We start from the raw sequence: 23,273 nt of genomic DNA, 5'->3' as shown, positions 1-23,273 counted from the left end.
ACTGCAAATTTGATGATTTTTTTTGGATGGATGAAGTAAAACAAATAGTCGCCAATATTAAAAAAGGAAATATAAAACCGATATATTTCTTACATGGAGAAGAGCCATATTATATTGATCGAATTGCCGAGTTTATTGAAAAGAATGTGCTAACCGAGGAAGAGAGAGGGTTTAACCAAATGGTGCTTTATGGTAAAGAAGCTACCATTGATGATATTGTTAGTAACGCCAAGCGTTACCCCATGATGGCCGAACGACAAGTGGTCATTATTAAGGAAGCACAAGAGCTCTCGCGAACAATAGAACAATTGGTGAGCTATGCTGAAAAGCCTCAACCTACTACCGTATTAGTGTTTTGCTACAAGTATAAAAAGCTTGATAAACGAAAAAAATTATATAAAACAATCAACAAATCCGGAGTTCTGTTCGAGAGCAAAAAGCTCTATGAGAATCAAGTGTCTGAATGGTTGAGAAAAGTTCTTCATGGTAAGGATTATAGTATTTCACATAAGGCTGCCACTCTTTTAGTAGAGTATTTGGGAACTGATTTAAGTCGAATCAGTAAAGAATTGGATAAACTGACCTTGGTATTGCAAAAAGGTAGTCAAATAACTCCAGCAGATATTGAGGAACATATTGGCATAAGTAAGGATTACAATAATTTTGAACTTAAGAAGGCGATCGGGGAAAGAAATATATTAAAGGCCACTAAAATAATCAACTACTTCGCTCAAAACCCAAAAGACAATCCGTTTGTACTTACAATTACCCTGCTTCATAGTTTTTTTTCACAGTTGTTGCAGTATCATGGTTTAAATGACCACTCACCAAAAAATGTAGCTAGTGCTTTAAGGATAAACCCTTATTTCGTGGGTGAGTACCAAGTCGCTGCAAAAAACTATCCAATGAAGAAAGTAAGTACCATTGTTTCCCATTTAAGAGAAATGGATTTGAAAGGCAAAGGGGTAGGAGCTGCGGGTGTTCCGCAATCAGATCTTTTAAAGGAGCTGCTAGCGAAGATTTTCTAATTATTTCTTATCAATACTGAATTTTCCGGGACCCAATAAAATTATCACAACAAAAATGGCCAAAAACATTAAGGCTTTTTCTTTAGTGCCAAAAGGATCCGCAGAGTGGACTATGAAACCAGCCACTAGCATTGTAATGGCAGGTGGAACAGCCATCCATCTCGTTTTAAATCCAATAATTATTAATATTGGACAGACAAATTCGCCGAGCACAGCTAAAAATAAAGATGGCGCGGGCCCTAAACCAATAGGGTCACCAAATTCTATATTACCACTTATTAATTTTTGAAATTTTGGAAGGCCATGTGTTAATAGCATTGCCGATGGCACAATTCTCAATAGTGCCAAACCAATATTAGTTTGTAGGTTATTTTTCATTCTAGTAAAATTTGAAGCAACTAAAAATACCAAATTTTTAATTAACCAAAAAATTGGCTGAAAGTTGATATAAATTCTAGTAAGTACTATATTTAATATCTTAATTTTCATTAATCTAAATAAATCATCAATCATGAAAAAAATTGTATTTCTCTTACTAGGATTTCTTTTTATCACCCAAAGCCAGATAGCTCAAAGCTTTGAGTTTAAGGCAGACCAAATAGACATTCCGTACGAACGATTTGTCTTACCAAACGGACTGACGTTGTTGGTTCATGAAGATCATAAGGCACCAATTGCAGCTGTAAACGTCTGGTATCATGTTGGATCAAAGAACGAGAAGCTGGGAAAAAGCGGTTTCGCTCACTTATTTGAACATTTGATGTTCAACGGGAGCGAGAATTTCAATGACGATTATTTTCAGGCTTTAGAACGAATCGGGGGCACCGATTTAAATGGAACAACCAATACTGATAGAACAAATTATTTTCAAAACGTGCCTATTTCCGCACTGGATCAGGTGCTATTTTTAGAATCTGATCGAATGGGTCATTTGTTGGGAGCAGTTGATCAAGAATTGCTGGATGAACAGCGAGGTGTAGTACAAAATGAAAAGCGTCAAGGTGAAAATCAGCCATACGGTAAACAATGGGATTTATTGACAAAAGCTATGTATCCAAAAGGACATCCATATTCATGGACTGTTATTGGCGAGATGGAAGATTTGAACGCCGCTTCTTTAGAGGATGTTCATGAGTGGTTTAAAGCCTATTACGGGGCAGCAAATGCCGTTGTTGCTGTTGCAGGTGATATTGATCCACAAGAAGTTTATAAGAAAGTTTTGAACTACTTTGGTGATATACCTGCAGGGCCAACGATTGAAAGGCAAGAGGTGAACATCCCCGTGCACAACGGTGACACTTATCAGGTATATCAGGATAGAGTGCCAGAGACTAGAATATTATTTGCTTGGAACACACCGCAATTTGGTCATAAGGAAGACATTCATTTTGATTTGATTTCTTCGATCTTGACAAGTGGTAAGAATTCTAGGTTATACAAAAAATTGGTTTATGAGGATCAAACCGCCAGCTCAGTGGTTTCTTTCCAAGCTTCTAGTGAGATAGCAAGTAACTTTGTTACTTGGGCTAATGTAAAGCCAGGTGTTGACGCAGAAAAAGTTAAAATGCAACTTCAGTCAGAGATTGATAAACTTATCAGTGAGGGACCTACTGAAGCAGAGTTAAAAAGGGTGAAAGCGGCTTATTTTTCAAGTTTTATAAAAGGTTTGGAGCGCATTGGAGGTTTTGGCGGTGTTTCTGATATTTTGGCTTCAAATGAAACGTATCATGAAAATGCATCATATTTTAAAACACAATTAAAATACGTAGAAGATGCTACGATTGATGATTTAAAGGCTACGGCCCAAAAATGGTTGACAGGTGGAAAGCACACATTGGTATGTAACCCTTTTCCAGAGTATAGTGTTGAGAAGTCTACAGTTGACCGTTCCAAATTACCAGAACTTGGAACGCCCAAAACGTCCAAATTTCCGGACATAGAAAGAGAAAAGTTAAAAAACGGATTAAACATTGTTTTAGCCAAAAGAAAAGGCGTGTCTACTGTGGTAATGCGTTTAATGGTTGATGCAGGTTACAAAACTGACCATTTGGCCAGTCCAGGTACAGCCGCTTTGTCAATGAATCTTCTTGATGAAGGCACAAAGGATTTGACCTCCTTGGAAATTAATGAACAATTACAACTTTTAGGAGCCAGTATAAGCACCTTTTCCAATCCAGATAATTCTACTGTTTATATGAATACCTTGAAGCCAAGCTTGGATGCCAGTATGGATTTATTTGCGGAAGTTATTCTTAATCCAGCCTTTCCACAGAAAGAATTTGACAGGCTTAAAACAGAACAAATAAATACCATCAAGAAAGAAAAGTCACAACCATTCTCTATGGGCCTTCGAGTAATGAACAAGTTTTTATATGGTGAAGGACACCCGTACAGTAATCCCTATACCGGCAGCGGTTATGAGAACACGGTGCAAGAACTTTCAAGAGAGGATGTGGTTAAGTTTTATGATTCTTGGATGAAACCCAATAATGCGACTATCGTCGTTACCGGTGATGTAGAAATGTCCGAATTAAAATCAAAGCTCCAAAAGAAATTAGGGAAATGGAAAAAAGGTAATGTTCCTGAAATTGCCTTCTCTGCCCCTAAAACAAATGCTAAAAACACCCTGTATTTAATTGATAGACCAGAATCTTTACAATCTGTGATAATAGCTGGACATTTAACGGCTAAATATGGTGATTTGCCCGAAATTGCCTTAGAACAAATGGTAAATATTCTTGGAGGAGAGTTTACTTCAAGAATAAATATGAATTTGAGGGAAGACAAGCATTGGTCTTATGGAGCTGGAGGTTTAGTTTTGGGAGCTAAGGAAGAACGTCCGTTTATCGTATACGCTCCTGTCCAAACAGATAAATCATCTGAATCGGTAACAGAGATACGAAAAGAAATAGCAGAGTTTGTTTCAAGCAACCCCGCCACGAAAGAAGAATTGGATAAGGTAAAGACCAATCAAGTATTAAAACTGCCAGGACAATGGGAAACAAACAGCGCAGTAAATAGTTCTGTTTCAAATCTTGTGCGTTTTAATCTTCCAGATGATTATTATCAAAAATATGATGAGAATGTCCGCAACCTATCAATCAGTGATATTAAGAAAGTTAGTAAAACTGTGGTTAAACCTGATGCTGTTAATTGGTTTATGGTAGGGGATAGGGCCAAAATCGCTAGCAAATTGGATGAGCTTGGTTTTGATAATATTATTGAAATAGATGCCGATGGAAATCCGCTTGAACCGGCAATTGAAGAACCGAAAAAGGAAATAAAGAATTAAAAAAAGAAAAGCCTCGCTAATTAGCGAGGCTTTTTTATGCTTACGAGGATATTCCGGTTATCGTAGTTTTGGATAATCAATTGGGTTGACCTCATTCATAATTTCATAGACTTTCTCAAAAATGTCCTCCGCATTGGGTTTAGAAAAATAATCACCATCAGTGCCATAGGCAGGTCTATGGGCTTTGCCTGTAAGTGTATAAGGAGCACTGTCCAAATATTTATAAGCGCCTTGGTTTTCTACAATTTCATTTATCAAGTAAGCTGAACATCCACCTGGAACATCTTCATCAATCACCAACAATCTATTTGTTTTTTCTATACTTTTTAAAGTGTCATTATTAATATCAAAAGGCAGGAGGGTCTGTGCATCGATGACTTCAGCATCAATACCAACTTCTATCAACTCTTTAGCCACACGTAAGACAATTCTCAAAGTAGAGCCATATGAAACTAACGTAATATCAGAGCCTTTTTTTAAGGTTTCAACTACCCCTATAGGTGTACAGAATTCACCTAGGTTTTCAGGTTTTTTTTCTTTAAGACGATAGCCGTTTAAACTTTCTATGACCAAGGCCGGTTCATCACTTTTCATTAAAGTATTGTAAAAACCAGCGGCTTGCGTCATGTTTCTAGGGGCTAAAATATACATACCCCTCAAAAGATGAATAAGTCCTCCCATTTGAGAGCCTGAATGCCAAATACCTTCAAGTCTATGCCCCCTTGTTCTAACTATCAAAGGTGCCTTTTGTTTACCAAAAGTTCTATAGCGCATAGTGGCTAAATCATCGGTCAACGGGGCCATTGCGTAGAAAATATAATCAAGATATTGAATCTCGGCTATAGGGCGTAAACCTCGAAGAGCCATCCCTATACCTTGACCAATAATAGTAGCTTCCCGAATACCGGTATCTGCAACACGTATTTCTCCATACTTACTTTGAAGTCCTTCAAGACCTTGGTTAACGTCACCAATATTACCGCTATCCTCTCCAAAGACCAATGCTTCAGGATAAGCTTCAAATAGTTTATCGAAATTGTCCCTTAGAATAATACGACCGTCAACCTCTTCAGTCTCTTTATTGAATGTTGGTTTTACCTCTTGAATATTAGTTGCCTTCGTCGGATTTTCACTATATAAATGCCGGCTGAACTTAGGTTTCATATTATCCAAAAATTGGTTCACCCAATTTATTAACGCAGTTTTTTCGTTTGAATCTTCCCCTATAACGTATCTCAAGGCCTTACGGGAAATAACCGCCAAATCCTTCTTGACCGGTTCTTCTATTGCAATAAGGTCATTTTTAAGCTTGGCGATAAACCGCTTGTTGGCACTTTTAGTGGCAACGTTGTTCAAGAGGCCAATTAAAGTTTTTTTCATGACTTTATGCTCTCTTAAAAACTCTGCCCACGCTTCTTTTTTAGCGGTTCTAACCTTTATTCTTACATCACGTTCTAACTGTATGAGCTCATCTTCAGTTGAAATACCAGAATCCAATATCCATTCCCTGAAGCGCACATTACAATCATTTTCACGTTCCCACTGTAAACGTTCTTGACTTTTGTATCGTTCATGAGAACCAGATGATGAATGACCTTGGGGTTGGGTAAGTTCTGTTACGTGAATTAACACGGGAATATGTTTGTCCCTTGCAATATCAGAAGCATTTTCATATACATGCATCAGCGCTGTATAATCCCAGCCTTTAACTTTCAAGATTTCATACCCATCATGGTTCTCATCTCGCTGAAAACCGCTGAGCATTTTTGAGATATCTTCTTTCGTCGTGTGATATTTTGCAGGTACAGAAATGCCATATTCATCATCCCAGACACTAACTACCATTGGTACTTGAAGAACACCTCCAGCGTTTATGGTTTCTAAAAACAGTCCTTCACTTGTGCTCGCATTACCAATCGTACCCCAAGCAACTTCATTACCTTTATTTGAGAATTTATCAGAACTTAAGTCTGGTAAGTTTCTATATACTTTTGATGCTTGTGCCAAACCCAATAATCGCGGCATTTGACCAGCTGTACATGAAATATCGGCACTACTGTTCTTTTGTTTTGTTAGATCTTTCCATGAGCCATCTTCGTTAAGGCTATACGTTATAAAATGCCCGCCCATTTGTCTACCACCGCTCATTGGCTCTTTTTCCAAATCAGCGGTCGCATATAATCCATGAAAAAATTCCTTTGGACTTAAAAAACCTAGGGCCATCATGAAGGTTTGATCCCTATAATATCCACTTCTGAAATCTCCATCTCTAAAGGACTTGGCCATAGCCAACTGAGGAAGTTCTTTACCATCACCGAAAATACCAAATTTGGCCTTCCCTGTAAGCACTTCTTTTCGGCCCATTAGGCTGCAAGTTCTACTTAGTATTGCAATCTCATAGTCATGTAGAATCTGTTTCCTAAAATCCTCAAAAGAAATGTCTGTACTGGTTCTTGGGGATATGTCCATTGAGTGTCGTTTGGTTTTTACAAAAGTACCAAACAGTAGTGGATTTTACAATGCAGAAAATGGTTAAAATATTTAATTATTGTTAAATATTTCGTTAATAAGGCTATAATATTTCATTAAAAAAAGAAATATCACCCTTTTTGTTGAGAATATTTCAATGCGCTAGAACCACTTTCGTGTGAACAGTCCTGTTAATGTCTTAGGGCTAAGTGTAACTATGAACCTAATCTTTTCCTCGTAATTAGGCTGTGAGACTTCCCATCCATTATTGGAGTATAAGGGGAAATACAATTCAAAGTAATCGGTAACCAGGTTTAGTCGCACCCCTGAATCATAGACAAGGCGTTCTTTTTCTCCTTTTCTTTTCATAAAACCAAAGTCACCATAAAACTCAACCCAGCGCCAAACATTTAGGCTGGTGTTCACGGTGGCCATCCAATTGTTGGAAAATGGATTGTCCAATTTTGATTTAAAGCCACCTTCGGCTATTATAATTTGCTGACTATATAAACCCGATTCCTCAGATCTTCCCAGATAATTGTAGTCAAAAAGATAATCATTGGGTCTATCCAAAGCGAAGTCAAAAAAATTGATATTTGGGTCAATTTTATTACTCAAGAACTTACCCGCGAAGAATCTAAAATTAAATTGACGATTGTTTTCAAAGAGCTTTCGGTATTCCAATTCAAAAGTCAACTTACTAAAGTCTCCACTATATTGGGCGTCTGCAAACCAAGATACATAATCGATGATTCCATTGTTTCTATGCGTGAATCTTGCGTTCAATACGCTGTAATCTGGATCCGTCTCTATGGCTCCTAGCGTTGGATCTTGATCTCTAATTACATTGACGTACCGAAGACTTACGAAGTCTCGCTTATTTGATCTTAGGTTTTCTGGTCTCCACCCAAAACCGATAGAAGGGGTTATAGTGGAATATCTTGAATTTTTCTGATAGTGGGCTGTTGAGCCTCTTAGGCCGTAATTGGCCACATAAAGTCCACTTTTGCTTAAATATTTACGATAGTTTAATTTGCCGTAACCAACGAACGATTTTTCTTTTATGGCATAGGACGGCGCAAAATCATAAACGAAGGGTTTTTCAAGAAAGGTTTTATTGTAGATCCGCATTCCTGGTGACCAACCATCATAAATATTGAAATTTAGAACCGGAACATAAAAAACCTGATTGTAATATGGGTTTTCGGCATCTTTGAAAAAACGTAACTGCAATTTTTTGTTACCTGAAAAGAAGCCTTTCAAGGATTTCCAATTATCACGCTGATTAAACTCCGGTATTTTGTGATCATAGTTAAGTACCATTCTATCCTCTTGTCCTCTTGGAATAGTAAATGTCTTTTCCCTGGGGATATTAGAAAACCAATACTTTGAAACAACAGAATCTTTCTTAAGACCAAAAATAGAAATAGGGACATTGGTGCCTTCTTTATTTTTTATGGTTATCTGTAAAGAATCTTCAGATTTCTTAATTTTTTTAATCTTAAAATCTATTTTCCGTGCTGTAGATAAATATTCATTGAAAAACCAATCGATATCAATATCAGTGGATCGCTTTAGAATTGACTCAAAGTCCAAAACCTTGGCTGAGTTCAAAGAGTAGTGTTTATAATATGTCTTTATACTTGTGTCAATCTTATCTTTTCCAATATAACTGGCCAAATAGGATAGCCCCATACCAGCCTTGTATTTATTTGCTATTTTTTGGTTGAACTTAATCAATGAATCGTTTGGAGTTCTAAGCGCTTGATCCAAGTTTTTTCGTGCCGTGAGCATATAGAGGAATGGGTATTGCTCGTTGAAGTCCATCTTGGCAATGTTGAATCCGCGGATCCCCCAAATTTTGGATAGTTTTCCCAATAACTTTTGATCCGGATAAAATTCATCCACATAGGCAATCATCAAATAGTTCGCGATGGCATCCTTGAGCCATTGTTCCTTTCTAGGATCCAGATACAATGTCTCTTCAAGGAATTTGTTCAGGGCTGTTTTTAGGAATTTCATTTCAAATTGAAACTGCTCCTCATAAGGTCGAATAAAAGAAGGGAGTTGATTTAATCCATACAATGGGCTTTTATCATAATCTTTTTTACTGACCAATAACTGAGAGTGAGGATATTCACCAAGTTTCTCAAATATGAACTTCGATATTTTATTGATTGAAATACCTTGGGCAATTTGGTCATATTTTGTGGCGTTAATATCAGTGACCATGGTCATATGCGGTGTAACATGGGTCATGAATTTCTTAAAAGGACTAAGAAGAATTTCACAATTCTTTTGTTGCACGGCCTCCAATTGGGCTTGCTGACCACCAGGAAAACTGGAGCTACCTAAATTTCTAAAGTTTGTAGTTAAAAACAAATGTTCAGGATACATGAAGTTCACAGTGGTTCGAGTGATATCTGTGTATTGATCCTCTAGGTTTTTGTTGGAATATAAATGCCACTTACCATCAAAAACGGCGGGTGTTAAATACCAATCTTTTAAATAATATTCGTTTTTATTGTTGTAGCCGAATGGAGTATATTTATTAGGAGGGAGTTTTACGGTATAGGTAATAAATAACTGTACACTTTTGCCTGGAGCAAGAGATTTATTGAGTTCAATTTTAATAAGATCCCGCTCTGATGTTCGTTCCCAATTAAGCCCTCTATATTCGTCATCAACAGCACTTAGAATGTTTGTTTTGCCCCGTTCTTCATCTTTGGCAAGATGTAGACTTTTTTTAAACTCTTCGGCAAATCGTTGCGCTAATCCTGTATTTTTAGTTGAATAGGCATGGGCCCAATCGTTGAAATACAAAATATCTAGATGGTATCTAGAAGTGTTCTTATAAATGAATTCTTGCTGTATGTTTAATTCCTTAGAATCATCATTTAAGGTAACTGTAAGCGTATTTTTATGTTGGGAATGACAAAGATGTCCGCCCAATAAAAAGGCAAATACCCCGATAATAACATAACAATATAGTTTCTTTTTCAAAGAATGATTTTAGAAATTTGGACTTAAAGATCGGCCTTTATAGAATGAATCCAATATGTCAACAACTTCACCTTCCGTATCTGCCATTTTGATTAAATCTAGATCTTCTGGGCTTATATTACCTTCTTTAAGCATAATGTCCTTAACCCAATCAATTAGCCCAGCCCAGAACCTTGACCCAACAAGGATAATAGGGAATTTTTCAATTTTGTTTGTCTGTATTAAGGTGATTGCCTCAAAAAGCTCATCCAAAGTTCCAAACCCACCGGGCATTACTACAAACCCTTGGGAATATTTTACGAACATTACTTTACGAACGAAAAAATAATCAAAATCAAGACTTTTGTCACCGTCAATATAAGGATTGTCATGTTGCTCAAAAGGGAGGTCAATATTCAAACCAACTGAAGTACCACCTGCCAAATGGGCTCCACGATTACCAGCTTCCATAATACCAGGGCCTCCACCAGTGATGATACCATAACCTGCTTCAGAGATGCTCTTGGCAATAGATACAGCCATTTCGTAATATTCCATATTCTCTTTTGTTCTAGCCGAACCAAATATGGAAACGCATGGCCCAATAGCACTCATCTTTTCGAAGCCGTTAACGAATTCGCCCATAATCTTGAAAAGTGCCCAAGAATCATTGGTTTTTATCTCGTTCCATCCCTTATGATGCTGTTCTTTTCTCATGTTTTATTTTCTTAGATTGGGACTGATCATACTTCCCAATGAATTATTGTTATTTCTAGTTACTAATCTAATCCTTAGATTAAACCCAGTTCTTTTCTTAAAAATTGTGCTGTATAGCTCTTTTTGTCTTTACATACTTGTTCAGGTGATCCCTTTGCCACAACCATGCCACCGCCACGACCACCTTCGTAGCCGATATCTATTATATAGTCTACCAATTTAATCACATCCAAATTATGCTCAATAACCAAGACCGTGTTTCCTTTAACGACTAATTTATTCAAAACCTCCATGAGTACCCTTATGTCCTCGAAGTGCAACCCAGTGGTAGGTTCGTCCAAGATATAAAAAGTATTTCCGGTATCCCGTTTAGAAAGCTCGGTGGCCAATTTTATACGTTGGGCTTCACCGCCCGAAAGGGTGGTAGATTGCTGGCCTAGAGAAATATAACCCAAGCCAACATCTTGTATGGTTTTTAATTTTCTGTGGATTTTAGGTATCAATTCAAAAAACGAAACCGCATCATCAATGGTCATTTCCAAAACATCTGAAATTGACTTTCCTTTATATCTAATTTCCAGTGTCTCTCTATTAAAACGTTTACCGTTACATGTTTCACATTCCACATAAACGTCTGGAAGAAAATTCATTTCAATTACTCGGAGCCCACCACCCTGACAGGTTTCACATCTTCCTCCTTTCACATTAAAACTAAAACGGCCAGGTTTGTATCCTCGAATAGCCGCCTCTGGGGTCTTTGTGAACAATGAACGTATTTCACTAAAAACACCAGTATAAGTTGCGGGATTGGATCTTGGTGTTCTACCTATTGGAGATTGGTTAATATCAATAACCTTGTCAATATGTTCAAGTCCTTTTATAGATTTATAAGGCATGGGTTTACGAACACCATTAAAGTAATGTGCATTCATAATAGGGTAGAGGGTTTCATTGATTAATGTGGATTTTCCACTCCCCGACACACCAGTTACTCCTATCATTTTACCCAACGGTATATCTATTGAAACATTTTTCAAATTGTTTCCTGTGCACCCGGTTAGTGTAATTTTTTTTCCGTTACCTTTCCTTCGCTTTTTGGGAACGGCTATTTCTTTAACCCCAGTTATATAATCTGCGGTCAAGGTATGATGGGATTTTAACTCATCTGGAGTGCCTTCGGAAATAATTTCACCACCATGGTGACCTGCTTTGGGTCCAATATCTATTACATGATCCGCCCGTTCAATCATATCACGATCATGCTCAACCACAATGATAGAGTTGCCAATGTCACGCAAAGCTTCCAAAGAACCAATAAGGCGATTGTTGTCTCGTTGGTGAAGCCCAATGCTTGGCTCATCCAATATGTACAATACCCCAACCAGTTGTGTTCCAATCTGTGTAGCTAAACGTATACGCTGGGCCTCGCCACCAGAAAGTGATTTTGAACTACGGTTTAATGAGAGGTAGTCTAATCCAACATCCAACAAGAATCGAATCCTGGTCTTGATTTCCTTAATTATTTCCTCTGCTATCTTTAGTTGATTGCCATCTAACTTGTTCTCTAATCCCTCAAAGAAATCAGCCACTTCGGCGATATCCATATGGGATAAATCGGCAATATTCTTTTCATCTATTTTGAAGTTAAGTGATTCCTGTCGCAATCGCGAACCATTGCATGTTGGGCAAGTTATTCTATCCATATATTCCTTGGCCCATCTTTTAATAGAGGTAGAGGCTGCTTCCTCAAACTGGCTTTTAATGAAGTTGGATATTCCTTCATAATCAATCTTATAATTACGTTTGACCCCAAGGGTTTTTGATTCTATTTCAAAACTATCTTTTCCTCCCTTAAGCAATACTTCAATCGCTTCTACAGGAATTTTGTTTATAGGATCGGTAAGTTGAAATTCATACCGTTGTGCTATGTTTTCAATCTGTTTGAAAGCCCAGGACTTTTTATACTCCCCTAACGGTGCAATACCTCCCGCCTGAATTGAAAGTTTTTTGTTAGGAAAAATCTTCAACTCATTAACCTCGTATACATGACCCAAGCCATTACAGCTTTTACACATGCCCTTGGGTGAATTAAAAGAAAACGTGTTTGGTTCAGGAGTAGGATAAGAGATTCCTGTCGTAGGGCACATAAGATCTCGACTAAAATATCGAGGTTCGTTATTACCCTCTTCCAAAACCATGAGTACATTATTACCACTATACATAGCGGTATTTATGGTTTCAGTTAGTCTTTTATCATGATCTGCGGAATGCGTGACTTTTAAACGATCAATAACAATTTCAATATCGTGGGTCTTATATCTATCGACTTTCATCCCTTTTACGATATCCTTGACCTCACCATCAACACGGACTTTCACAAACCCTTGTTTGGCAATTTGCTCAAAAAGTTCACGATAATGGCCCTTTCTGGATTTAATAATAGGTGAGAGGATACTTATCTTCTTGTCAATATAGTCAGTCTTGATGAGTAGCTTTATTTGCTCATCACTATAACTGACCATTTTTTCACCCGTATTGTAGCTGTAGGCATCACCAGCACGCGCAAACAATAACCTTAAAAAATCATAAATCTCAGTAATCGTTCCTACAGTGGATCGTGGTGATTTTGAAGTGGTCTTCTGCTCTATTGCAATAACTGGGGAAAGCCCATCAATTTTATCAACATCAGGACGTTCAAGTCCGCCCAAAAATTGTCGAGCATATGCCGAAAAAGTCTCTATATATCTGCGTTGGCCTTCGGCGTAAATAGTATCAAATGCGAGTGATGACTTACCGCTTCCAGATAAACCGGTGATAACCACCAATTTTTCCCTAGGAATGGTAACATCAATATTTTTGAGATTATGAACGCGTGCGCCTTTAACCTCAATATTTTCTTCGTAATTGATCATTTTTTCAAAGCAAAGTTGCAAAGTTACGTTTTTGGCATGTAAAAAGGAAGCTGCCTGAGTTTTGATTTATCATTGTTGAAAGCTAATTTTGAAAACAAATTAAAAGCAGTCATATGAAATTACTTGGTATAGGTTCACGCATAGCACATCCTGAATTGGGAAAAGGAGTTGTGACCAATTTAACCTCAAAGCAATATTGGGTAACTTTCATAGATGGAGGATTAGAAACTATAGCTATTGATACAGAATTTGAAGTCATAGAAGCGGTGGAGGATGAAGTTGACACCGTAAGTTTTTCTGATGTAGAGATGTCTCTGATTTCTATATTAAAGAGGTGGAGCGATACCAATAATGCAACTGCCATTGCCAGTAAATGGAAAGGCGGTACATTGACCATGTCTCCTGGAGAAGCCAATCTTTCTGATAAGGAAATACCCATAGATACTTTTTTCCATAAAATAGTCATGGTTCGTGATCGAATTCGTGTTATGGAACAAAAAATAAACGCTAGCAAAAACCTGAACGATCAGGAAAAAATTGATTTGCAACAGTATATTACCCGAATCTATGGTAGTCTTACCACCTTTAATGTACTCTTTCAAAACAAGAGCGACCACTTTATAGGTGATAAATCAAAATAAATCCTTACACCGCGAATCTATACTCATTTTGTGAAAAAGTGTTTGACAATGCACTTGATTTCATATACCAGCTTTTTGTCTCCGAATTGATAATTTCCACAGAACTTAAATTATAATACAATCCGTAATTACGCTTGCGATCAAAGATGATCCATTGGTGTTTTGAATGTTTGAATCTAAAAAATCTTGAAATTAGTGGCAGAACATTGTAACCCGGCTCAATTTCAACTATATGAATACGGTCATTATTGTTTTCAAATTCAATTTCCGCCTCCATCAGATGCTTTTCCTTACTGACCATTTTTGCGAGCTGAACAATTTTATGTTCCAAATTCACTGATTGCTCAACTCCTTCCGAAGACATTGTTCTAAACAACCCTTGAACATAGTTGTATAGCATATACTCTATGCCATCTGCTTCACTTAAAAATGCAAAATAAACATTCCTAATAATGGTATTACCTTTCTTTTCTATTTGGGTCCAAACCTCTTTTGCCTTTGAAATCTGGGTAACAACCATTTTTGATTCAACAAACAGTCCATTTTGGGTAGTATTTAATTTCTGAAAATCGCTAACTACCATATTTTCTTTTAAGGCAACATAAAGTGAAGTTAAATACCCATTAAAACTTCCATCGTAAATCAAAACCTTTGAATTTTCCATAATAACTTAGAATAAACTTAATTGTACACTTGGTCTAACGTTAAGATCTTTCTCAACCCTTTGAGCATCCAATAGGGCGGATGATTTTTGCTTTCTCCTTCTATTGGTAAACATTCTATTTTCATGAATACGATCTCTGGTTCCAGCCAAAGCAAAAAAACTGAGTCTATCCTGTATTGTTTTATTTGTCATCCTATTTAGTATATAATCCAAATATATGGATATATTCCTAATTATGGAAATATTCCTAATTTATTTTGGAAATAATCCAAATTACGTATATTTGAATATGGAAAATGAACTAACATTAAAAAGATTTACCGAGGTTCGAAGAGATTTGGGGTTTACCCAGGCTGAATTCGCCAAGATTTTGGGTATCTCCAGTACTACTGCAGATATTGAAAGGGGGCGCACCAAATTATCTGGAAAGGTGGTCGCTGAGCTTTTAAAGCAGTTTAAAATAAATCCACTCTGGTTGTTCGGTGAAAGTGATTCACAATATTTAGAGACTTCAAAAACCAGTGTTATTCCAAAAGTGGTGACCGTCGATTCTACAGATAATGAGAATATGGTTTTGGTGAATGCCAAAGCAGCTGCTGGTTATCCGCAAAATATTCAGGATACGAGCTGGTATAAGCAATTACCTGCTTTTGATATACCCTTACCTGAATTCAGAAATACTACCTATAGGGGCTTTCAAGTAGAAGGAGATAGTATGCTGCCCAATTTAAGGCCAGGGGAGTGGGTATTGGCAAAGGCTGTTGAGGATATAGAACATGTAAGTGCCAATAAAATGTATGTTGTTGTTTTGCAGGACGCGGTATTGGTTAAGAAGATTGAAAAAACACCTAACTCCGCCAATATCACTTTAATATCACTAAATGAAACCTATCCACCTTATGAAATTAAACCACAGCAGATACAAGAAATTTGGCAGGTGAACAGTAAGATTACATTTGGTGTAGATGCAACTACAGAAAAAGGCTTGTTACGGCAATTGCAAGAATCAATGGAAGAATTAAAAAGCCAGTTTAATCAGGTCAAAGGGGATTAAAGCTTTAAAATATACATGCCACTTTCTTTTTGGTTAAAACCAAGACTTTTATACAGTGAAATTGCTGGTTTTCTATGATGACCACTAAAAAGAAGAATCTCCGATAACCTTATTTTTTCACTTTCATCAATTAGTATTTCCATAAGTTTTCTGCCAATTCCTTTTCCGCGCATTGTGTTCGAGACAACCACGTCTTCTACCAAGCCCTTATGACCGGAAATGACCTTGTAAGTTGCTAATGAAGCCATACCAATCAACTTTTCATTTTCCCAGCAGCAAGCGCAGATAAAATCGTTGCCTTGTGAAAGAACATCTTTAATGTTTTGTTGTTTGATATCTGAATTTAATTGTTCGAAAAGACTTTTGATTTCTTTTTCAAAAGATACATTGATATCCTCTTTGGTTAGAATTCTATAATTCATGGTAAATGGTATTTGATATGGTAAAAGTATTGAATTTACCTTGCTTGATTTGGTTTTGGAATACAGAATTTTCAATTCATTATTAATTGTATTTTTGACTTAATGAACAGAACTATACTTTTCTTACTGCTTATTTTTTCTACAAGTCTCACAATGGGACAGGTAGCGCAAGACACGATTAAGGTGGGTTATACCTCAGCACCTCCGTTCATTATTGAATTTGAAGACCGTTTAGAGGGAATAAACATTTGGTTATGGGAAAAAGTGGCCAATGACCTTAATATGGAATTCACCTATGAGAAAATGGAGTTCAAAGGAATGCTCAATGCACTTGAAAATGGTGCAATTGATATGAGTATAAACCCACTTACCATTACAAGTGAGCGAAGTAAGAAAATGGAGTTTACAGATTCTTTCTATGCCTCGAACTCTACTATCGCAATTGCCGAAGCATCTACTCTGCAAAAGTTCAAGAGCTTCGTTTTTGGTTTTTTTAATGTGAATTTCCTAAAAGGTTTTTTTCTTTTGCTGTTCATAATTCTTCTTTTTGGTGTGTTGGCGTGGTTTTTTGAACGTAATAAGAACAAAGAGCAATTTAGAACCGGTTTCAATGGTATATGGGATGGTATCTGGTGGTCTGCAGTAACCCTTACCACTGTAGGTTATGGTGATAAAGCACCTAAAAGTAAATTGGGAAAAGTAACATCGTTAGTGTTGATGTTTGGGGGATTGTTGTTTATTAGTGGGTTAACGGCAAGTATTGCATCAAGTTTAACTATAAACCAGTTGAACAGTAACCCGGATAGTTTTAATGAATTCAAGAATAAAACGGTGGGTTCTATTAAAAACTCTAGTAGTAATGAGTTTTTAAAAAATCATTTCTTTAAGGAAATAAAAGTTTACGACGGGGTAGTACCAAGTTTGAAAGAATTGAATAACAATAAGATTGATGCGGTTATTTATGACGAACCAATTTTAAAATACCGAATTCAGCAAGACTCCACCTTGAACAAACTATCAGTCTTACCAATTAAATTTGACGTTCAATTTTACGCCTTTGGTTTAACAAAGAACAACATTGAACTTGAACAACGTATTTCGCAAAAAATATTGGAGATTATTGAAAGTCAGGAATGGCAAATAATTCTGAATGAATATGGCCTAAGTGAAATTTAGGCCATAATCCAAGATTACCTTCTATTCAGGCTTTAGAGAACCGGACTAGGGTTTTTCATAGGGTTATTAGTGTGCCTTCGTATTTTATTTGAACTAGTTCTTTAATTTTAGTCCGATTGTTTCCTGCCCACCCTGTAGTAAGGTCATGCTTACGACCTCTCCGTCTTCGTTTGTATTGAACGTAACTTGGGCTTCTACAACTTTCAAATAAAAGACATTTTCAGATCTAGGGTAAATTTCGAATTCACCTTGACCTGTTGCTTGAGCTTTCAACTGACTTCCGTCTCTCGAAACAGCTATCACAAATTCCGGAGCCAGTTCATAGCTGCCAACATAGCTCTGTAAAACTTTTTCTTCAATAATAACCTCCTTGAATAGGCCTTCTGTATTTACCCCTAAGTCCTTCAATACTTTAATACCTCCTTCATTAGCGGGATTGAGTTCTACTGATTTCAGATAATTCTCTATGGCCTTTTCTTTTTCACCACGCTTTAAAAGAGCTTCCCCATAGCTATCATATACATTAGAAGATTTTGGAAAGGCATTAATATTTGTTTTAAATATGGCAACAGCAAAATCAACTTTGTCCTTACCCAAATAATGATAGCCTAATTGATTCAATTGATCCTCTGAAAAATTGTACTCATTGGCTTCATTTTTCTTTAAGTCTATATACTGGGATTCTATGTTATCGATACCTTCTGTGTCAATAATACTTTTTAATCTAGTGGCAATAGAAGGAACTATATTACAACGATTACCCATTGATTCCCCTGTTTTCCAATAGATCCAATCGCAATATATTTGACTGTATATATTATAGCCTGCACCTCCATTTGTAATCATAATTAAACCATCATTGGTTACCGGATTTACACGTAAAAAGGCATGCCACCCTGAATTAGCTCCACCATGTCCGGCTAAAGTCATTGAAGTTCCTTTAATTGTTTCAACCTGATACCCTAAACCGTAACTTTCGTTTGAATTTGGAGCAGCTGTCATCATTAGTTGTAGATTCGACGCAGATAAAATTTGTTGATGCTGCTTATTGCTTTTATTCGCATAAAGACTTGCTAATGCAAATTTTGTAAAATCGTTAATTGTGGTATGCAATCCTGCTGCTGCTTGAGCTGTAAACAATTCAAAGTCTATGACTTCACCAAAACTGTTGTGCTCTAAAGATGAAGAATTCAATATTTTTTCATCTATGGTATAACTACTACTGGTCATTCCTAGAGGATTTAATATTTCTGATTGCATATAATTTTCAAATTTTTGCTTGGTAACTTCTTCAACAATTAATTGTAGAATAGAAAAACCACCTCCTGAATATTTCCATTTCGTTCCTGGTTCCATAATTATCTCAACACGTCCAGGACCATTGTTTTTTCCATCTAAAGATTCTTCAATAGTGGGTAAATCATCTTTTGGAGACCAACCTGGGTATCCATGTAATGATAAACCAGCTGTATGACTTAAAAGTCTTCTAATCGTGACTTTATCTGAATCAAATTCAGATTTTGGCAATTGCCATCTAGTAAGATATTTTTCAGCTGGAGCATCAAGGTCAATTTTACCTTCTTGCACTAGTTTCATTACTCCCCAAGCAGCAATGGTTTTAGAAATAGACCCAATATTAAAACCTGTTGTGTTTGTCACTTGAGTCCCTTTATCAATATTGGAAAAGCCATATCCTTTTTGTAGGATGATCTCGCCATTTTCTATAATGGCAATTGCTGTTCCAGGAACAATGAAGTCATTTAATAATTGAGGAATTTTTTGATCTAATTCGTTTACGAATTGATCAATTTCTTTTTTTTCTTTTTGAGCACTGATCGTAAAGGAAAGTAGAAGGGCTAAAAGTAATGTAAGTAGCTTATTCATTTTATTAGTTTTATTTATGACGACCAGAAAGTTTAATTGTTACTCTTTTGAAAATATTTCTACTTAGTTTTAAATTACCGGCAAGTATTAATGAATGGTGTGTTTTCCAAAGGCTATGCACTGTACTTCTTGTTGAAGTCAGTTTTTCTTTGCTAAAGCTCTAATTTTTAAAGCATCCTTGTTTCCCTTCTTAGCTGGATGCCTAAGTGCGTGTCTAATTACCCACTTAAGTTCGTTTGATAAATCACTTAGCCATGACTCACACATGATTAGGGCTATTTCCAAGTTGTCTTTCGCAATGTCGCCAACGTGATTTGCAACACTTCTTCTTACATATAAATCAGGGTCGTTCTTCAATTCTTCGAGTATTCTGAATGAGGGACTTGGGTCAATCACTAAAGACTGTATTTTCTTTGCCCATGGTAACCTGGGCCTTGTACCCTCTGAACACAATCTGCGCACATGTGGATTGGAATTGTAAATCCATTCATTCAATACTCCAAATGTCCTTTCTGGTCGAGTAATAAGGAATTCACGAATTGAAAATTCTGATGAAAACCTTTTCGTCAGTTCATATTGGGCTTTCATAGAAACGTCAAAAGGATCTATGTTCTTGTTATAGTCTATATCGAGACCATACAATGCAACAAATGAGACATGAGGCATATAGAATAGTCCGGATAATCCAAGTTTATCAGTACGTTCAAGAGGTGGTGTTAATGACTTAATAAGAATTGAAATTGCCTTTGTATAGTTGTTGGGCAAATGATTTCTCATAGCAGCTGCAATCATACTTCCTCTTTCTTTGAGCGTAAGAGGTTCGATTTTCTGTATAACATTTTCAATGAAGTCATCTTTCATAAAAGGACTATATACTGCTTGTAAGTTATTAGCTAACTGCGTTACCGCTAGTCTGTCAAGAACCAGCTTCAAAGGGACTCCCTTTTGAATGGAATGAGGGGTTTCTGGCAATGCGATTTTCTTCATTTTACAATTGTTGTAGTCAATTTAGGAATATTCTTATGTTTCTAAGCGATCAAACCACTAATGGTATATTATTCGTTTGCAAACCTTTAGAAAGAGTTATAGATGCATCTCTTTCCTTAAACTTTTATAATATAACCCAAGAGTAATACCAATTTGTGCAAGGTAATAGGTGGGTAATATCATAAAATCAAGGGAATTGTACTTTACAAATTCCTTTAAGGATATAATAGTGTCTGAAAACAAGACCAATGCTATTCCAATAACAAAGGGCCATTTAACTTTTGGACAAGCTTTAATACCAAATGCAGCTCCTACCGACACGCAGGAAACAACCAAATAGAACAAGACGATAAGCGCCAATAATTTATCTGGAATGCTAGGATATAAGGCTAAAAAATAGAAAATCAAAAAGGCAATTAGAATGCCCACAGTTAATCCCCGTTTAATTATACCGTTAAGCACCGAAAACAATAAGTATCCAATGTGGGCCAATAAGTAAAAGGCAATTCCGATCATGAACATTGAGCTGTTGCCGTTCATACTGGAAAGGAAACAATCCCCCACCATAGATGCCCCAAATGCTATTGCAACTACCCATACGTCTAAAACCTTATTCAAGTGATGTTTGTGTGCATACATTAGGGCTATGATACCAAGACCGGCCACACCGATTTTAAAATAAATAATATCGGTTGCAATAGCAATACCAGCTACAACCAATTGCATTAACAGCAGTATTGCAAACCAAGGCTTTATTAGATGTTTGTCATTCATTATTCTTGTTCAGTTTCATTCTGAATGAGGTCCAAATCCAACTCATTAAAATTATTGGCTGCTTTGACAAGTAGGGTAGAACCAATAGTTTCAAATAGGTGGTTTGTTTTTAGGACAAACTCTGCCTGCTTTTCAATCCTATAATTTGGGATACCAACTAAGGTCAAGTTGGTACTACTGGATTCCTCTGAGATAATATCATAGAAAGGTTTTTGCTCAACCGCATTGTTGATGATTTTGATTTCTACATTAACCCTGAGGTCATCAACCAGTCGGGCGATTTTATTTCGTATCAATTCAATATCAACATTGTTATTGTTCACGAACAGCACACGAATGCTGGTATTGTTCCATTTTGGGAATGCAATGATGAAACGGGCAATATTAAGCATCATTTCAGCATTTTTACTATCGGTTTCTCGCCACCAAAGATCTACGGTTTGATAGTTACCAAATTTGGCATTTCTATCAAAATCCAAGTACAAAAGGTTATAGTCCAGATACAAGAGAGTTTCAGTCATTTTTGCGTACTCCGTTGAACTTTCCAATCCTTTGGGCCATCCCATCATTATGGTATTTGGCTCAACTCCAGAAAAACCAAATGTTGAAGCGATATTCGTGATGCCGGTATAAATATTGTCAACCTTGATTTGACGCCCAAAAATCCCAAGTTCCTTAAAATTATCATCTCTGACCGTTTGCTCAGCCTTACGTAAAGGAACATCATTATCCTTGTCTAGAATCAGTTTAAAATTGGTGACTATACCGGTTCTTCCTGATACGGTTTTGCTCAACTCCAATAAATAGGATTGGTGGTCACTTTTTCCACTGAAAAGAATAATATTGGGATTCCAGTTCGAATTTTCGTCATCTTTTTCATCAATCTTCTTAAGTCCCTTGTTCACGACATTCTCCCAAACGCTACGCCAGACATCGTTAGATTGAATTTTAACCTCTTTTCTCTGTAGGCCAAAGTAAAGCGCCGTAATTACAGCCAACGCTGCCATCATTGCAATCATATCAAGTTTGAACATCACCACAAAACATGCGATGAAACCCAGTAGGCCAATCCAGCTTTTGATTTTGAACGAGGGCTGAAAATCGGGATTTGCCCAGCTTTCCAAGAAGTATGAAATATTTATAAATCCGTAGGCAGTTAAATAGAACATAGAGACTACTCTGGCAATAACATCCAATTCTCCAATTAATATACCTGCTTCGGCAATTAGAAATACCAAGAAAAGTGCATTGATTGGTTCATTGTTCACCCCTCTACCTTTACCAAAAATCTTTGGAGTTACTTTGTCGTTAGACATTGCCTGTAAAATTCTAGGGCCACCAAGAATACCGCCTAAAGCAGAGGACAACGTTGCTCCCCAAATACCTGCGACAACTGCTGGGGCAAATAGGGCGATTTTCATTAGGATGTTATAATCTGTTATTAATTGTTCGGAATCAATGGCGAAGGCCATAAAAACCGCAAGTACAATGTAGACAACTAGCCCAGTACCTATTGCCGCCAGGGTCCCAACAGGAATCGAACGTTTAGAATCCTCAAGGTCCCCACTCATGGCTATACCTGCGGTAAAACCAGTAACGGCAGGAAAGAAGACTGCGAATACGACTTCTAAAGATACCGACCCCTCTGAAGAAAACATTGCTACCGATTGAGGGGCAAATTCAGTAGTACCTAAAAAAATTGAAATAAGTGAAACAATTATAGCCGCAAGAATGAAGAACTGGGTTTTTAGAGCGAGCGAAGTGCTTATCAACGCCAAAACGGTCAAGGAACATAGGGCAATGGTTCCTGTTAAACGAAAATCATTGACGGACATCCCAAATCCAAAAAACGAATTGAAACTTTCGGCGAAACCTATTAAATAAAGTGCGACGGAAAAAGCAGTACCCACGTAGAGGGCAATTCCGATAGACCCTCCTATGGGAATTCCCATACTTCTAGATAGCACATAATAAATTCCTCCGGCACCAATTTTTTTGTCGGTTGCCACTGAAGATACGCTTAAACCTGTGGTAACGGCAATTATATGGGCAATGATGATTATGGCTATGGCCCCAAATAGGCCAGCATTACCAACCACCCATCCTAGACGCATGTACATGATGACACCAAGAATAGTCAGTATAGATGGTGTAAAAACACCGGCAAATGTGCCAAACTTCTTTTTTTCTGCCATTGGTTAGGTTACTTAGTTGGTATTTTCACCAAAAAACAAGTAAGATAAATAAACTTTTCATGTCAAAAAGAGTGTT

At 36.9% G+C, this 23,273-nt stretch carries 17 protein-coding genes; 5 read left to right on the top strand and 12 right to left on the bottom strand.

Features of this window, described 5'->3' with window-relative positions; translation table 11 throughout:
* The first annotated feature begins 26 nt into the window (after positions 1–26).
* A complete protein-coding gene (gene holA, locus FB2170_RS13145; protein ID WP_013307060.1) occupies positions 27–1,028 on the top strand; it encodes a DNA polymerase III subunit delta in 1,002 nt (333 codons plus the stop codon).
* On the opposite strand, the gene FB2170_RS13140 is transcribed toward holA, so the two are convergent.
* Positions 1,029–1,541, bottom strand: coding sequence for a DoxX family protein (locus tag FB2170_RS13140; protein WP_013307059.1), 513 nt, complete (start codon positions 1,539–1,541; stop codon positions 1,029–1,031).
* Between FB2170_RS13140 and FB2170_RS13135 the strand changes: the two genes are divergently transcribed.
* On the top strand, positions 1,540–4,320 hold the full coding sequence (locus tag FB2170_RS13135; RefSeq protein WP_013307058.1) for a M16 family metallopeptidase: 2,781 nt from the start codon (positions 1,540–1,542) through the stop codon (positions 4,318–4,320). The two genes, FB2170_RS13140 and FB2170_RS13135, sit on opposite strands and share 2 nt — an antisense overlap.
* Positions 4,321–4,377: 57 nt before the next feature.
* Here FB2170_RS13135 and FB2170_RS13130 read toward each other — a convergent pair whose 3' ends face one another.
* The 4 genes from FB2170_RS13130 to uvrA all read right to left on the bottom strand — a co-directional run bounded on the left by FB2170_RS13130 (position 4,378) and on the right by uvrA (position 13,400).
* Entirely contained in the window at positions 4,378–6,789 is a 2,412-nt protein-coding gene (locus FB2170_RS13130) for a thiamine pyrophosphate-dependent enzyme (protein ID WP_013307057.1), read from the bottom strand.
* Between the two features lie 162 nt (positions 6,790–6,951).
* Positions 6,952–9,792 carry an aminopeptidase N gene (locus FB2170_RS13125; protein WP_013307056.1) on the bottom strand — a complete coding sequence of 947 codons (2,841 nt, stop codon included), beginning with the start codon at positions 9,790–9,792 and terminating at the stop codon, positions 6,952–6,954.
* Between the two features lie 9 nt (positions 9,793–9,801).
* Complete coding sequence (locus FB2170_RS13120) at positions 9,802–10,488, bottom strand: TIGR00730 family Rossman fold protein (protein WP_013307055.1); 687 nt, start codon at positions 10,486–10,488, stop codon at positions 9,802–9,804.
* 74 nt (positions 10,489–10,562) lie between these two features.
* Complete coding sequence (gene uvrA / locus FB2170_RS13115; RefSeq protein ID WP_013307054.1) at positions 10,563–13,400, bottom strand: excinuclease ABC subunit UvrA; 2,838 nt, start codon at positions 13,398–13,400, stop codon at positions 10,563–10,565.
* Between the two features lie 113 nt (positions 13,401–13,513).
* On the opposite strand from uvrA, the gene FB2170_RS13110 reads away from it, so the two are divergent.
* Positions 13,514–14,041, top strand: a complete 528-nt coding sequence (locus FB2170_RS13110; RefSeq protein ID WP_013307053.1) for a hypothetical protein — start codon at positions 13,514–13,516, stop codon at positions 14,039–14,041.
* 4 nt (positions 14,042–14,045) lie between these two features.
* On the opposite strand, the gene FB2170_RS13105 is transcribed toward FB2170_RS13110, so the two are convergent.
* Together FB2170_RS13105 and FB2170_RS13100 are read right to left on the bottom strand one after the other, a co-directional pair.
* A complete protein-coding gene (locus FB2170_RS13105) occupies positions 14,046–14,705 on the bottom strand; it encodes a TIGR03915 family putative DNA repair protein (RefSeq protein WP_013307052.1) in 660 nt (219 codons plus the stop codon).
* Between the two features lie 6 nt (positions 14,706–14,711).
* A complete protein-coding gene (locus tag FB2170_RS13100; RefSeq protein WP_013307051.1) occupies positions 14,712–14,897 on the bottom strand; it encodes a hypothetical protein in 186 nt (61 codons plus the stop codon).
* Positions 14,898–14,994: 97 nt separating this feature from the next.
* Between FB2170_RS13100 and FB2170_RS13095 the strand changes: the two genes are divergently transcribed.
* On the top strand, positions 14,995–15,759 hold the full coding sequence (locus FB2170_RS13095) for an XRE family transcriptional regulator (protein ID WP_041633229.1): 765 nt from the start codon (positions 14,995–14,997) through the stop codon (positions 15,757–15,759).
* On the opposite strand, the gene FB2170_RS13090 is transcribed toward FB2170_RS13095, so the two are convergent.
* Positions 15,756–16,181, bottom strand: coding sequence for a GNAT family N-acetyltransferase (locus FB2170_RS13090; protein ID WP_041632859.1), 426 nt, complete (start codon positions 16,179–16,181; stop codon positions 15,756–15,758). The genes FB2170_RS13095 and FB2170_RS13090 overlap by 4 nt on opposite strands.
* Positions 16,182–16,334: 153 nt before the next feature.
* On the opposite strand from FB2170_RS13090, the gene FB2170_RS13085 reads away from it, so the two are divergent.
* On the top strand, positions 16,335–17,357 hold the full coding sequence (locus FB2170_RS13085) for a substrate-binding periplasmic protein (protein WP_013307048.1): 1,023 nt from the start codon (positions 16,335–16,337) through the stop codon (positions 17,355–17,357).
* 93 nt (positions 17,358–17,450) lie between these two features.
* Here FB2170_RS13085 and FB2170_RS13080 read toward each other — a convergent pair whose 3' ends face one another.
* The 4 genes from FB2170_RS13080 to FB2170_RS13065 form a co-directional block, all read right to left on the bottom strand.
* Positions 17,451–19,241, bottom strand: coding sequence for a serine hydrolase (locus tag FB2170_RS13080; protein WP_013307047.1), 1,791 nt, complete (start codon positions 19,239–19,241; stop codon positions 17,451–17,453).
* 138 nt (positions 19,242–19,379) lie between these two features.
* Positions 19,380–20,228 (bottom strand): DNA alkylation repair protein, encoded by an 849-nt coding sequence (locus tag FB2170_RS13075; protein ID WP_013307046.1) that lies wholly within the window; start codon positions 20,226–20,228, stop codon positions 19,380–19,382.
* Positions 20,229–20,324: 96 nt separating this feature from the next.
* A complete protein-coding gene (locus FB2170_RS13070) occupies positions 20,325–21,002 on the bottom strand; it encodes a lysoplasmalogenase (RefSeq protein ID WP_013307045.1) in 678 nt (225 codons plus the stop codon).
* A complete protein-coding gene (locus FB2170_RS13065) occupies positions 21,002–23,197 on the bottom strand; it encodes an amino acid permease (RefSeq protein WP_013307044.1) in 2,196 nt (731 codons plus the stop codon). The genes FB2170_RS13070 and FB2170_RS13065 overlap by 1 nt, the downstream gene beginning before the upstream one ends.
* Positions 23,198–23,273: the final 76 nt, after the last annotated feature.

Origin of the sequence: Maribacter sp. HTCC2170, assembly GCF_000153165.2 — a bacterium.
In the GTDB taxonomy this organism is placed as follows: Bacteria; Bacteroidota; Bacteroidia; order Flavobacteriales; family Flavobacteriaceae; genus Maribacter_A.
The sequence above is the reverse complement of the archived record's forward strand: the minus strand, read 5'-3'. Positions and strand labels throughout refer to the sequence as shown.